This is a genomic window from Clostridium pascui (assembly GCF_016908015.1).
Taxonomy (GTDB): domain Bacteria; phylum Bacillota; class Clostridia; order Clostridiales; family Clostridiaceae; genus Clostridium_AK; species Clostridium_AK pascui.
Genome location: NZ_JAFBDB010000001.1, coordinates 895,485 through 908,875 on the forward strand (window position 1 = coordinate 895,485; position 13,391 = coordinate 908,875).

Genomic DNA, 13,391 nt, shown 5'->3' on the forward strand with positions numbered 1-13,391 from the left:
TTTGATAAATCCTTCCCACTATTTGATAATAATATTAAAAGATTTAATATTTACTTTTCTAATTCTTTAAAAAGTTAAAAAATTCATCAGTGAGACTTTCAGTTGCCCATTTATTTACTTGATACACTCCGTTATTTGTTGTCACTAATCTTGCAGATCTTAAAGTAGATAAATGATGATGAAGTGAAGATTTTGGAATATTAAGTTGTAACGCTAAATCCTGTAACGTTTGCTCCCCTTCAAATAATATTTTCATGATTTTTAAGCGAGTTTCATCGCCTAATGCTTTGAATTTTAAAACAAGAAAGTTGTCTGGAGTTAATTTATCATCCGGGTAAATACTTTCATTTGAAATAGGATAATAAAAAACTTTAGTATTTTCAAAGTCTGCTTCAATATTCCAAGGACGATATATATAGTGAGGTACTAATAAAACTCTTGTAACTGAGGGTTCTGAAACATAATCTATACCTCCAGTTGCCCATTTAACAAACTCTTCTGGTTGAAGCTTATTAAGCATTGCACTTTTTATCAAAATATCTCTTTCAAGAATTTTTTCATAGGATTCTTTTTCTTCCAAAATCATTTCATAAAACCATCTTGTTATAACTGATATAAGGTGCTTTTTAAGAAGACTCGAATCTATGCTAACAATAAAATCTATATATTTAGGAAAGAATATGTTGCACTCCGTAAGTTTAGTTATTTTTTCTAGTGCTATTAAATCCCCTTTGGCTGCACTTAACCTGGTTTCCTGCATACTCATTCCTAAATATGGAATACAGTAAAATTTTAATTTTTCTTCACTAAGATTATCTATAAATATTTTGAAAGATTCTAAGTCCTGTTCTTCACAATAATATAATAATTGTAACAGTGCCTTCCAGGTATTATGTTCTGAAACATATTCAAGTTCTTTTTTTAATTCTTGAGATTGTCTTTTAAACACTCTTCCTTTTAATGGCATATCCTTTTCAAGAGTATTTGCTAATTTTTCATTTGTAACTGCCGCAATTCCTAAAGCACTTTCCAATAGAAGTGAGTATTTCATTTCAATTTTATATGTTTCTCTTTTTCCTTTTGATAAATCAATAATATTCATTTTATTCACAACCTTATTTATTTGATAGGTATATTTTAACATTATGGAATTTCTAATTCAATATTTTTCGAATATTTTTTGGAAATTTTTAGACCGCTGTGTTTTATATTTTTAGAACGATAAATATAAACCTTACCTTACTTAACTCAAAAAATAAAATGGTGCTCTCTTTATAGAAAACACCATTTTATTTAAATATATATTTTATTTAATATCCTCAAATTCTCTTTATGTATTTTTCTTTCATACTCTGTTTGAAATTCTATTTGTTCATTAGCTTGTAAAGACTTTAAGTATTTAATTGTGTTTAACAAATCTTCTTTTGTTATTTCTAGTGTATGACTTGCTACGATTTTCTTTGGATTATAACTTAAATAACTTTCTAATGTGCTAATGTATGTATCAATATCATCACTTTCAACATATACTATAGGCTTTTCTAAGTTATCCCCTACATATAATATTCTTTCGTCATAGTCAAATACAGATATGCAATCAGCTGTATGTCCTGGACTATGAAACAATTCTATACCATCATCTTCAAAAACAATCTTTTCCTTGAAAGTTATATTTGGCAACTGCTTTTCTGCCTTACCAAAAATATACTTACTATTTTTATTTATTTGATCTTCCCAAAATTCATCTAGTAATTTTCTACACAACTCATAACTTATTATATTATTTCCTTTAAAACTACAATTTCCCCATACATGGTCCCAATGAAAATGAGTATTGATAACTATAACTTCTTTATCATGTGAAATTTTATTTATTTCATTTATAATTGGTTTCATGCTTTCTGATCCACAAAAGGTATCAATAAGATAAATTTTAGATTTCTTTTCTATTAAAAACACACTAGTTAAATAACTTTCAATTTCATCATAAACATAGGCAGTGGATTTTTTACCAATTTGCTTAACGTCCATAGTCTTACCCCTTTTTATTTTATAGTTATATTAAAACTTCTTAAAAGCATCATAGCTTCCGGCATAGTAAATACTGCTTTCTTAACTATATTATTTAATGGGTTAATATCATAATCCTTGGCATCAGAAAAATTCGCCTTTGATAAATTCGAATTATCAAACATAGTTCCGCCTAAACTTGAAGAAGTAAAATCACATTCTGATAAATCTGTTCCTACAAAATCACTTTCGAGTATATTAGAATTTTTAAACAAGGACTTTTTTAATACTAGACTAGAAAAATTGCAATTTTCAATTAAAGAGTCCTGAAATCCAATTTCTAGTATGAATGTATCGCATTTATTGAAGTTTACTCCTACCAATTTGCAACCTTTAAACTTTACATTTCTTAGCTTCACATCATCATATTTCACTAACGTCAAATTACATTCATTAAAAGTACAGTCTTCAAACTTTGAGTTTGAAAAATCTGTTTGAGTAAAATCACAATTATTAAACTCACAATTTACAAATTTTTTATCTATCACACTTTCATTGATTCTCTTTAATTGCCTGAATGTTAAATCTTCATATTCCTTTTCTTGTGATATTTCCATTAACTTTGTTCTCCTTTTAATATCTCCTATATCATAAATACTTGCACCAACTGACATTATTTATTTCTCAATTATAGTCTAATTAGCATTAAAAGTAAAATCAAAAGGTATTACCGGTATTAATCTAGTACCTTTTAATTCTATTTATAAATTACAAAATGATGCTCCCCCTTTTAGAGAACACCATTTTAAAATTAGCTCATATATACATCTGTAACCTTTGCCACATAATCATCCAATCCTGATTCAGCCACTACTATAATAGACTTATTAGCATCACCAGAAATCTTAGCTCTATATGCTTCTCCCTTGACATTATCAGTATATTTATCTCTTTCTACAATTATTTCATTACTATTTGCTACTCCATAATCCTCAAGTATTTGAGCAATTCTAGATTCTACGTTTCCTGTTGGACATTCTAATATTTTTATCCTTTCAATTGCATCATCTATTTTTGACATTATTATTCCTCCTTGAAAACTCTTACTTTCATCATTAGTATTTCCTCTTATATATCTTTAATTCTTTTAAAGACATTTCATTATTTTTCAAAAAAACATGTGATTATTTAATACTTTATCAATATGTTATAATAATGTAAGTTGTTTTTTATAAATAGGAGGTTGAACTATCAAATGATAATAGACATACATACTCACTGCTTTCCAGATAATGTAGCTCAAAGAGCAATATCTGTACGTTCACAAAAATTTGAACTTACACCTGCTACTGATGGAACTGTAGGAGGACTAAAACGCTCTATGTTAAACTCTGATATAAATATAAGCGTACTTCAGAATATAGCTTCAAAACCAGAAAAAAATATAGAAATAAACCGATGGGCTGCAAGTGTACAAGATGATAATATACTTAGTTTTGGCAGCATACATCCTGATTTCCCAAATTGGAAAGAAGAAATAAATTGGCTAGCAAGTCATGGTTTTAAAGGTGTAAAGGTTCATGGTGATTGTCAAAATTATTTTGCAGATGATCCATATTTATTTAAAATTTATGAAGCAATATTTAATGCAGGTCTCATTATATTATTCCATTCTGGTGTTGATACTGCGTTTTCAGAGCCATTCCATACTACACCCGCAAGACTGAAAAAAGTATTAGATGCATTCTCAGGCAGCCCTATAATTGCGGCGCATATGGGAGGATATAGATATTGGGATGATGTAGAAAAGTATCTGCTTGGAAAGGATATATATTTTGATACAGCTTACTCAACACATGAGTTGGGAATAGAGATAGTAACAGATTTTATAAAAGCTCATGGTCCTGAGAAAGTTCTTTTTGGAACTGATTCTCCATGGCGAGATCAGGCTGTGGATATTTCTCTTATTAAGTCATTAAACTTAAGTCCTGATGAAATTAATAGCATACTTGGAAACAATGCTAAAAAACTTCTACAATTAGATAAGTAATTATAAAAAATGCTTCGTAGTTTTACGAAGCAAATTTATTTTCTACAAGCTGATAATAGATATATGTTATAGTAAGTCCTATAACATAGAATATAGGTGAATACGGAAATATCCACCAACCTGTATAAATAACTATATGGAAAGGATATACTACTATAGCTTCAAGAAAAGTTAAAAGCATCGTCCAACTTAAGATATAATAAACTGCAGATTTATAACTTCTATTTTTCGGCATGAGAAAAGAAAACATAGCTCCATAACATGGATAAATTAACAAATCATATATTGCTGAGTAAATTAACTTATTATCATAATCTACATAATAATATAGTTGAAACTGAGATGAAAGCAATTTATCTATAATAGCTGAAATGCCTACTAAACTGATAGTCATAATAAAATCCATAAGTTTATATTTTTTCATTTTCATAGTAATTGTAGTTATAATTATTGTTATAATTAGTAATATCCAAAATGCTATATTCTTCATTTACCATCACCTATGTTTAGAATGCCCCGTATTACTAATAATTATTTAACTACATTATATATTCTTTAGGAAGTATATCGTTTGCAGCTCCTATTCTTAAAGCAATATCGTAGCACATCAACTCGTTCACTCCATAAATTTCACTAATACTATTATATATAATATTGAAAAGAGTTTCAAAATCAGATATATCTTTACTAAATATATCTTCTTTTATCTCACATAAGCTTGTCTCTATTTCGTCCTTTATCATATCAGGTATATTGCACCAACTTTTATGCTCTTTAAATTCAACGCCACCATTTTCATTCAAAATTATGTAAATTCCCTGTGATGCACAATATAGTAAATCCAATCTAGATAGCATTTTATTATTATTTAAGTATTGTCGTAATAAGCCTTGATAATTATTTTTATACTCCTCAATTAATAAACTTAATTTTCTTTGTTCAATAATCCTTAAACTCATCTTATTACCCCCATACATAATACATAAAAATGTAGTGCATTTTTGAAATTGTAATCAAAATGCTGACTCATCACTAAGTATAGTTTTAATAATTCAAACTATTCTGACATATTAATTATTATAACACTAATTCCGAAAAAATCAAATAATTATTCATGTGTAATAAAAGGAAATTACGACGTTTTTAATGTTAAATCTTTCGTATGGGTTCTGCATTTAAGAAGGCGTTCACTACGCAAAGAAGCTCTAATATCTGTCAATTTAAATCTACTAAACTTTCTAAACTCGCTGCCGCTCAGACAGTAGAAAGTTCTTTACGATGATTTAAATTGACGGATAAAGAGCTTCTAATTACTTGTTCAATGCTTTCTACAATGCAAATTCCGTACTTGTGCTCAACATTAAAAACCGTCGTAATATTTCTATAGTTTACATAGTGCTGCTTTAATTGCCATGTAGTCAACTTCATCAGGCAAGGCCTCTTTGATTGGCCTCAATTTTTCTGCGCCTATGTTTGTAATAGTTTCATAAATAAGTTTACTATATCTTTCTGGAATAAATTCATCTAAATTAACTTCTAGACCTTCAAGAAAACATTTTATAATGTGATCTTGTACGGTTGTGATTTTTAAATTTCTTTCTTCCGCTATTGTATTTAATGATTTATCTTCTTTATACATGTTAAAAGTTATTATGTGACTTGGAACCTTTTCTTCTATACAATCATTTTGAGTATTTTCATTTGACTCTCCTTTTACATCTTCTAAACAAGCTTCTTGTATAGCTGGAACTATTTCAATATGGTTTTCATCTACATATTTACTTATAACTTCTAAAAACTCATCTCCATATCTTTGAAGCTTTGTTTCTCCTACTCCTTTAATTTTAAGTAATGACACTTTATCTAAAGGTAAATACTCACTTATCTCACGAAGAGTATTATCTGGAAAGATAATATATGGTGGAACTTTTTCTCTTTCAGATATAGCTTTTCTAAGGGTTTTTAAGAGCTGGAATAGGGAGTTATCTGCCTTTTTCTTTTCTGCTTTCTTCTGAATTTTATTAAATACATTTTCATTACCTTTAAGAACATTTAAAGCCCTTTGGGTAAGTCTTACTACTGGAAATTCACTTTCTGTAAGAATCAAATATCCTTCAGCAATGAGTACATTTATCATATTTTTAATTTCTTTTTCACTGTACTGTTTCATTATTCCATATGTAGATAACTCATCAAACCTTTGTTCCATAACCTTTTTATTTTTAGAACCTTTAAGTACTAATGCTACGAGACTTGTTCCAAATCTTTGATTCATTCTAGCAACACATGAAAATATTTTTTGTGCTTCTATAGTAATATCCACGCTTTCCCTATCATCCTTGCAGGAACTACAGTTGTTACAATTATCCTTAAAATCATGTTCTCCAAAATAATCTAATATATATCCCCTAAGACATCTCTGCGTATGACAATAATCTGCCATCATTTGAATTTTCTTATATTCCCCAATTTTTCTTTCATGAGAATTTAAGTTTTGCTGAGCTAAATATTTTTGAAGTACCACATCCTGCTCAGAAAATAACAATATACATTCACTAGGCTCTCCATCTCTTCCTGCACGTCCAGCTTCCTGATAATATGCTTCCATAGTTTTAGGCATATTGTAATGTATTACATATCGAACATTAGATTTATCTATTCCCATTCCGAAGGCATTAGTTGCAACAATAATACTCACATTATCATACAAAAAATCCTCCTGATTTTTGCTTCTTTCATCTTCGCTTAAGCCCGCATGGTATTTTCCTACTTTAAATCCCTTTTTACTTAACAATTCATAAATACTGTCAACTTCTCTTCTAGTTGCAGCATATATAATTCCCACCTTGTCTCCATTATCTTTTACATAGTCTAAAATATAATCCTTTTTATCTACTCCTTGTACCACGGATAAATAAAGATTTTCTCTATCAAAACCCGTAATATATTCATTAGGATTTCTTAAATCAAGAAGCCTTATTATATCTTCCTTTACCTCTTTTGTGGCAGTAGCAGTAAACGCTGCAATTATAGGTTTATTTGGCATGTTCTTTATAAACCTTGAAATTTCTCTATAACTCGGCCTAAAATCATGCCCCCATTGAGATACACAATGAGCTTCATCTACTGCAAGTAAGGAAATATTTATATTTCTTAAAGCTTGGCAAAACCCTTGAGACTCAAGCCTTTCTGGAGCAACATACAGCATTTTATATTCGCCATTCTTAGCTCCAAAAATTCTATCTTCCACCTCTAAATTACTTAAGGAGCTATTTATATAGGTGGCTTTTATACCCATATCATTTAGAGAATCCACTTGATCCTTCATAAGAGAAATAAGCGGAGATATGACTAATGTTAAGCCATCTAGTATAAGAGAAGGAATTTGGTAACATATGGATTTACCAGCTCCTGTAGGCATAATAGCCAATGTGTCCTCTCTATTTAAAATACTTGTTATGCTCTTTTCCTGACCTATTCTAAATTCAGAATATCCATAATACTTTTTAAGTAGCTCTTTTGCTTTCTGTAACAAATTAATTACTTCCTTTCTTCATGCATACCAAAATATTTATATGAATTTTACTAATTTATAATATTTGATAATAGTATTTTCATTTATCCTATAACACTGCTTATGAATCATAGAATCTTATTTTGATTATCTGTGTTATATTTAATGTAGATAGTACTAAAAACTTTAGCAACTGAACCTATAAATAATATTATCATACTTATCTTTATAAATTTAAGATTATCAAAAAATATTTTACTATTATAGATCCTAAAAAAGAATATACACTAAGTACACTCTAAATAATATCCACCGAAATATAATTTCAAACAAAATTATAAACCAGGAAAATAGGATAATTGTTCCTATACATTCCTGGTTAAAAATATCATTTTATAATTTAATATTGTCTTTCTTCTTATAAAAATAATATATTATTGAAGTAATAGATGCTATTATTGTTTTTATAAGAAGATCCCCCGCTGTGTCTTTAAGTCCATTTTCTGTCATGTGAGTTTTAAATATATAATCTCCTGCAGCTTCAAATATCTCCCATAAAACTCCTATGGCAATTGAAAATCCAAATGAAAATACTATACTTAACAAAATAATCACTTTTTTATTAATTTTTTTTAGTGGTATATTAATGCTATTGTATAAACTCATGCCAATTATAAATAAATAACAGCCCGCTGCTCCATGCAAAAATAAATCCCACCACCAAAAATTATAGAAGTTTAAAATTTCTCCGAAGTATTGTGCTAGAATGATAAACAATACAGTTACTAATTCAAAGCCTCTTGGTAAGTTTATATTTTTTTTGTCTGTAATATATTTAATGATAAAGGGAGCTGTAAGCACAATCATAGCTAATATACATAAAAATACATTGTCCCATTGTTTTTTTACAATGCTAACTATAGCTGTGCTCATTAAGATAATTTCAAAAACTATAGCTATTATTACAGCTTTTCCTATGTTAAACTTATTTTTAAAATGTTGTTTTTTTCTCAACTAAATTTTTCTCAAAGCTTTCCACAGCATTTTGGGTAAAATTTCCGCCAGTTGCTCCCCCGACCATACCACATTCTTTAGAAGTTTTATTACCCCAGTAGCCATCCTTTGGTATTTCTATACCCATAACTATTGCTTGGTCTGTTTTATTATGAAGCTGATTTAGTGTTTCATCCATACTTTCACCACCTTTGGCTATTAGTATGTGTATTTTTCATGATTTTAATTCTTAGATGATTCAGATATTGTAATTTGCAAACTCATCACTTGTATTGTAAATTATAGTTAGATGCTTTTTAATTTTATAAATACTTAGACATGATTTCTAGATATCTATCCGTAACTTGAGGACATACTTCTAATATATTGTCAATTATATAATCAATATTGCTGTCATCTACTTTTTTAGCTTTAATATTTTCATTAATAACTACTTCTTCTGTTTTTAAAGCATTATAAATAGGATCTACAACTGGATTTTCCATAACATCAGGTCCTTCCATACACTTTTCTGAAAAGTATAATTCCCCCTCATTTGCTATAAGTTGTCCATATGCATATTCCTTAGAATCATATTTTGTATGTTCTACATGTTTTAAATCAAGCTTATTTTCCTCTTCTTTCCTTGTTAAAACACATCTTACTTCTAATTCTAATAATCTTTCCTTCATATGACCAGAAAAACTTTCTCCAAATTCACTAATAAACTGTTTCATAGATATGGTTCTCTTCAATTTATAATTTTTTCTCAATGCTATTCTCCTTCTTTTAAATTATTTAAAAAATATTTTAATTATATGCAAATATAAAAACCACCTTTATAAAGGTGGTAACCATTTAGTACTTACAAATCATTGTATATAAGAGAGTCCCTAGCTTAACGGCATAGGGAATCTTAATACACTATAAAACTATATTTAAAGTTTTACAACATTAGCTGCTTGAGGTCCTCTGGATCCCTGCTCTACTTCAAATTCAACTCTTTGACCTTCTTCAAGATTTTTTCTTGCTTCATTACCTTGAATAGCTGTGAAGTGAACAAAAACGTCATCTTCTCCTTCAACGGAAATGAATCCAAATCCTTTTTCTGAATTAAACCATTTTACTGTTCCTGTTTTCATTGCGTAATATTCCTCCTAAAATTAAAACACTTTTATAATTGATATAACTAGTTTTTATCAATAGTGCTTTTTCATTGATATTACTAGTATACCACAATAATTAAAAATTAATCATGGATTTATATAAAATGTTCACTTTTTATTTTTTTGTTTTGAATAAGCATAAATATAACTCCTATTACAAACCATAAAATTACAATAATCCACTCTACAAAATTTAAGTTTGCAGGGCTTCCTGGGATAACCATTAACCCTATAATAACAAGAGATGTAATGCAAGCTAAAGCTATTCCAAGTTTTCCTCCAGGAACCTTATAAGGCCTTTCCATTTCAGGTTCTGTCCTTCTCATACGAAGACAAGCAATACTTACCATAAAACAAGCAATTATAAATGCTAAAGAACTAACCTTGGTAAGCGGTATCAGCATATTTTTCCCTAAAAATGGTCCTATTACTGTAAGAATTGCCATTAAAATATTAGCAATCCTTGGAGTTCCATTTTTTTTATCAAGCTCTTCAAATCTTTTAGGAAGCAGCTCCTTACGACCCATAGCAAGTAAAATTCTTGTAGTAGCTCCAAAAAAAGAATTCATAGGTCCAAGCGGCCCCATAATAGCAATAAATATCATTATTTTTGAAAAAACCTTAAGGCCAATTACTGATAAAATAGTTAGTGCCGGAATACTATAAGCAACAAATTCTTTCCAAGGAACTATTGTCCCAAAGGAGTATATACATATTACATAGAATATTCCTGAAGCTAATAATGCCATACTAATAACTTTACCAAACTTATTCCAGTCTAATCCCTCCGCTGCTTCTTCAGCTTGTTGTGGAATTGTATCAAAACCCGCATAAAAAAATGGTGTAATAACAAGAACCTGTAAAACTCCCATCCATATACTTTGTGATTTACTTCCTTTTGAAATACCATCATATACAGGCGTTAAATTATGTGGTCCTCCTCTGAAAAAAGATATCCCCATTGCAATTACCATACCTAAAAGCAATAATTTAGTTAAAAAGCCTTGAAGTTTTGCCGCCTCTGAAGCACCTTTAAAATTTAACATAATAACATAAGTTGCAAAGAAAAGAGATATAATTAATGTAGGAAGATACACAGTAGCTCCCATAATTTCATACAAGGGAATTATTTTAAGTGCAGGTATAAATTCACCAAGCAAAGAGGAGATAGCAATTGCTTCCCAGGGACAAAGTATTCCATTACCTAAAGCAAGAAACCATCCCGTAAAATATGACGCCTTATCTCCAAAAGTACGTGAAACATATTCGATTATCCCCCCTGAAACAGGAATAGCAGAGGTTAGTTCTCCAAAAACTGCACCTACAGGAAGTAAAAATAAAGAGCCTATAATAAATGCAATTATTGCAGCTGTAGGTCCTCCACCTATAATCATCCAATCTCCAACAAGTAAAACCCAACCAGTACCAATAATAGCACCAAAGCCTATGGTAAAGTAATTCCATAAAGAAAGAGTTTTAGTCATTTTACTTTCTTTTGATAGATTATAGTTAGACATTTTCATTTCCCCCTTCTTATATATAATTTTATGTGGCATACTAAGTAATAGAATTAAATTTAGGAGATAAATATATGAGTTATATAATATTTGATTTAGAATTTAATCAAGCCTACCAATCCAAAAAAGAAAAAATCACTATAACAAATGAAAAATGTCCTTTTGAAATAATTCAAATTGGAGCACTAAAACTTAATGAAAACTTTGAAACAATACAAACCTTTGATAGGCTAATAAAACCTCATATATATACTACACTTAATCCATTTATTGAAAATCTTACTGGCATAACAATAAATGATTTAAATATTTCAAAACCCTTTAAAGATATATATGAAGAATTTATTGACTTTATTCAAGGAGATAAAAGCATCCTATGTGTATGGGGCCTTACAGATATTAAAGAGTTATTAAGAAATATAAAATACCATAATCTAGATATATCTATTATACCTATGAAATATATAAATCTTCAACAGTATGCATCTAAATTTCTTAAATGTCCAAAAGGAACTCATATAGGATTAAATAAAGCAGTTGATTTGCTAAACATTCCCCTTGATAGTAAATTTCATAATGCATTTGCTGATGCTTGTTATACTACCGAAATATTCAAAAGAATCTACAGTGATAAAATTCAAGTTAAAACATATAATCCTATAAGTCAAAGAGCTCAAAACACTCTTAATAAAGAAAAGAAAAATATTGATTACTATGGTTTAATAAAGCAATTTGAAAAGATGTTTAATAGAAAAATGAGCGAAGAAGAGAAGAAGATAATTAAGCTCTCTTATGTCATGGGAAGAACCAATCAATTTCAAGTTGAATCCCCTGAAGAAGTTTCAACTAAAAAATAAAGAGAGCAGAGTTTTTCATTCCTCTGCTCATCTTATTCAATATTTATAGGATGGTACCTAGTCCCCTTTCCCTTTATACTATGATCTAAAATTACTAAATCTCCTTCTTTAAGGCCACTTTCGATTATTATATCTTTATTATCTTCTAGTCCTGTTTTTACAGGTTGAATATGTGCTTTTGAACCATTAATTACCCATACTGCTTTCCCATCATTATATGGGAATACTGCAGATTTAGTTATGAAAATGCTATTTTCCCTTTGTAATGTAGTAAACTTTACATCTAAATCATAGCCTGCCCTAACGGGAATATTCTTAAGTTCAGGTTTTATTGTGACTTTAACTCTTTGTTCCTCTAATCCTAGAGTTGAAACTTTGCTTACTGCTGCAGGGGCTATCTTTTTTACAACTCCCTTAAATACTAAGTCCTTTTTATTAGTTTCTAATATACATTCTACATTCATATTAAGTTTTATGCCGTTTATATCCTTGGTTGATACATAGGTTTCAATCATATAATCTCCATCACTAAATAGTTCTACTACTGGAGTTCCTGAGGCTGCAAAAGCTCCCTCTTTTATATTTACAGCTTTCACTGTACCGTTTACAGGAGAGTATAAATCACCCTTGCTTTTTTCATATTCTAATGCTTGTATTTGAGTGCTAATAGATTCCTGCATTGCACTATAATATTCATTAGTTCCATTAACTGGACTATTTTCTTTTTGTACAATTTTAATATTATTTTCTTGCTGTAAAATCATGCTTTCAATATTTTTTACATTTTGCTCCGCCTTTTCATAATCTACCTTACTTACAATCCCATCTTTATATAGTATAGTTACTCTACCTAAATCACTCTTGGCTGCTTCTAATTGACTTTTCAGATTTTCTATTTGCAGTTTATACCCCTCTACTTGTGCTCCATTTGACTTGGAATTGGATTGAAGTTTTTGTGCATAAATACCTTTAAGCTGAAACTCTAAATCTTTTATTTTATAATCTATTTCTTTATTTTCAAGACGTAATATCAGATCTCCACTTTTTATATTTTGTCCCTCTTGTACTTTTAATGAAATAATCTTTCCATCTCTTGTCGAACTTATGCTTGTTTCTTTGCTCGGAACAACTTGACCTACTTCCTTAAAGGATTGAGAGTACAACCTTTTTTTCACCTTATATACTTCTACTTCTGTTCCCTTATAGTAATTATATATGACTCCACTTAAAGCTGCTACAACAACTAAAATCCCAAGAAATATTTTCACCCTTTTTTTCAAAATA

The 13,391-nt window shown here is 29.2% G+C and carries 15 protein-coding genes; 2 read left to right on the forward strand and 13 right to left on the reverse strand.

Going from position 1 to position 13,391, the window contains the following annotated elements; all coding sequences use genetic code 11:
* Positions 1-58: 58 nt before the first annotated feature.
* The 4 genes from JOC70_RS04910 to JOC70_RS04925 form a co-directional block, all read right to left on the reverse strand.
* The gene (locus JOC70_RS04910; RefSeq protein ID WP_204597751.1) at positions 59-1,102 is read right to left on the reverse strand and encodes an ArsR/SmtB family transcription factor; all 1,044 of its coding nucleotides are present in this window, start codon (positions 1,100-1,102) and stop codon (positions 59-61) included.
* Positions 1,103-1,293: 191 nt separating this feature from the next.
* Positions 1,294-2,031: an MBL fold metallo-hydrolase gene (locus tag JOC70_RS04915; RefSeq protein WP_204597752.1), complete on the reverse strand. Its 738-nt coding sequence runs from the start codon at positions 2,029-2,031 to the stop codon at positions 1,294-1,296.
* A 14-nt stretch (positions 2,032-2,045) separates the two neighbouring features.
* The gene (locus JOC70_RS04920) at positions 2,046-2,627 is read right to left on the reverse strand and encodes a pentapeptide repeat-containing protein (RefSeq protein WP_204597753.1); all 582 of its coding nucleotides are present in this window, start codon (positions 2,625-2,627) and stop codon (positions 2,046-2,048) included.
* A 194-nt stretch (positions 2,628-2,821) separates the two neighbouring features.
* Positions 2,822-3,091, reverse strand: coding sequence for a hypothetical protein (locus tag JOC70_RS04925; protein WP_204597754.1), 270 nt, complete (start codon positions 3,089-3,091; stop codon positions 2,822-2,824).
* A 174-nt stretch (positions 3,092-3,265) separates the two neighbouring features.
* On the opposite strand from JOC70_RS04925, the gene JOC70_RS04930 reads away from it, so the two are divergent.
* Entirely contained in the window at positions 3,266-4,060 is a 795-nt protein-coding gene (locus JOC70_RS04930) for an amidohydrolase family protein (RefSeq protein WP_204597755.1), read from the forward strand.
* A gap of 22 nt (positions 4,061-4,082) precedes the next feature.
* On the opposite strand, the gene JOC70_RS04935 is transcribed toward JOC70_RS04930, so the two are convergent.
* From JOC70_RS04935 to JOC70_RS04970, 8 genes are all read right to left on the reverse strand, one after another.
* Positions 4,083-4,550, reverse strand: coding sequence for a hypothetical protein (locus JOC70_RS04935; protein WP_204597756.1), 468 nt, complete (start codon positions 4,548-4,550; stop codon positions 4,083-4,085).
* A gap of 49 nt (positions 4,551-4,599) precedes the next feature.
* The gene (locus JOC70_RS04940; RefSeq protein WP_204597757.1) at positions 4,600-5,019 is read right to left on the reverse strand and encodes a hypothetical protein; all 420 of its coding nucleotides are present in this window, start codon (positions 5,017-5,019) and stop codon (positions 4,600-4,602) included.
* A 422-nt stretch (positions 5,020-5,441) separates the two neighbouring features.
* Positions 5,442-7,595 carry a DNA helicase RecQ gene (gene recQ / locus JOC70_RS04945; RefSeq protein ID WP_204597758.1) on the reverse strand — a complete coding sequence of 718 codons (2,154 nt, stop codon included), beginning with the start codon at positions 7,593-7,595 and terminating at the stop codon, positions 5,442-5,444.
* 372 nt (positions 7,596-7,967) lie between these two features.
* Positions 7,968-8,588: a DUF2238 domain-containing protein gene (locus tag JOC70_RS04950; protein WP_243429030.1), complete on the reverse strand. Its 621-nt coding sequence runs from the start codon at positions 8,586-8,588 to the stop codon at positions 7,968-7,970.
* Positions 8,566-8,766, reverse strand: coding sequence for a small, acid-soluble spore protein, alpha/beta type (locus JOC70_RS04955; protein ID WP_204597759.1), 201 nt, complete (start codon positions 8,764-8,766; stop codon positions 8,566-8,568). The genes JOC70_RS04950 and JOC70_RS04955 overlap by 23 nt, the downstream gene beginning before the upstream one ends.
* Before the next feature lie 124 nt (positions 8,767-8,890).
* The gene (locus tag JOC70_RS04960; RefSeq protein WP_204597760.1) at positions 8,891-9,340 is read right to left on the reverse strand and encodes a hypothetical protein; all 450 of its coding nucleotides are present in this window, start codon (positions 9,338-9,340) and stop codon (positions 8,891-8,893) included.
* A 165-nt stretch (positions 9,341-9,505) separates the two neighbouring features.
* A complete protein-coding gene (locus tag JOC70_RS04965) occupies positions 9,506-9,709 on the reverse strand; it encodes a cold-shock protein (RefSeq protein WP_204597761.1) in 204 nt (67 codons plus the stop codon).
* A gap of 119 nt (positions 9,710-9,828) precedes the next feature.
* Positions 9,829-11,250 (reverse strand): APC family permease, encoded by a 1,422-nt coding sequence (locus JOC70_RS04970; protein ID WP_243429031.1) that lies wholly within the window; start codon positions 11,248-11,250, stop codon positions 9,829-9,831.
* Positions 11,251-11,324: 74 nt separating this feature from the next.
* Between JOC70_RS04970 and JOC70_RS04975 the strand changes: the two genes are divergently transcribed.
* Positions 11,325-12,107 (forward strand): 3'-5' exonuclease, encoded by a 783-nt coding sequence (locus JOC70_RS04975; protein ID WP_204597763.1) that lies wholly within the window; start codon positions 11,325-11,327, stop codon positions 12,105-12,107.
* A gap of 32 nt (positions 12,108-12,139) precedes the next feature.
* Here JOC70_RS04975 and JOC70_RS04980 read toward each other — a convergent pair whose 3' ends face one another.
* A complete protein-coding gene (locus JOC70_RS04980; protein WP_204597764.1) occupies positions 12,140-13,387 on the reverse strand; it encodes an efflux RND transporter periplasmic adaptor subunit in 1,248 nt (415 codons plus the stop codon).
* Positions 13,388-13,391: the final 4 nt, after the last annotated feature.

Coding starts and splice junctions, on each gene's coding strand:
- JOC70_RS04910 (WP_204597751.1), bottom strand. CDS start 1,102: ATGAATATTATTGATTTATCAAAAGGAAAAAGAGAAACATATAAAATT.
- JOC70_RS04915 (WP_204597752.1), bottom strand. CDS start 2,031: ATGGACGTTAAGCAAATTGGTAAAAAATCCACTGCCTATGTTTATGAT.
- JOC70_RS04920 (WP_204597753.1), bottom strand. CDS start 2,627: ATGGAAATATCACAAGAAAAGGAATATGAAGATTTAACATTCAGGCAA.
- JOC70_RS04925 (WP_204597754.1), bottom strand. CDS start 3,091: ATGTCAAAAATAGATGATGCAATTGAAAGGATAAAAATATTAGAATGT.
- JOC70_RS04930 (WP_204597755.1), top strand. CDS start 3,266: ATGATAATAGACATACATACTCACTGCTTTCCAGATAATGTAGCTCAA.
- JOC70_RS04935 (WP_204597756.1), bottom strand. CDS start 4,550: ATGAAGAATATAGCATTTTGGATATTACTAATTATAACAATAATTATA.
- JOC70_RS04940 (WP_204597757.1), bottom strand. CDS start 5,019: ATGAGTTTAAGGATTATTGAACAAAGAAAATTAAGTTTATTAATTGAG.
- JOC70_RS04955 (WP_204597759.1), bottom strand. CDS start 8,766: ATGGATGAAACACTAAATCAGCTTCATAATAAAACAGACCAAGCAATA.
- JOC70_RS04965 (WP_204597761.1), bottom strand. CDS start 9,709: ATGAAAACAGGAACAGTAAAATGGTTTAATTCAGAAAAAGGATTTGGA.
- JOC70_RS04970 (WP_243429031.1), bottom strand. CDS start 11,250: ATGTCTAACTATAATCTATCAAAAGAAAGTAAAATGACTAAAACTCTT.
- JOC70_RS04975 (WP_204597763.1), top strand. CDS start 11,325: ATGAGTTATATAATATTTGATTTAGAATTTAATCAAGCCTACCAATCC.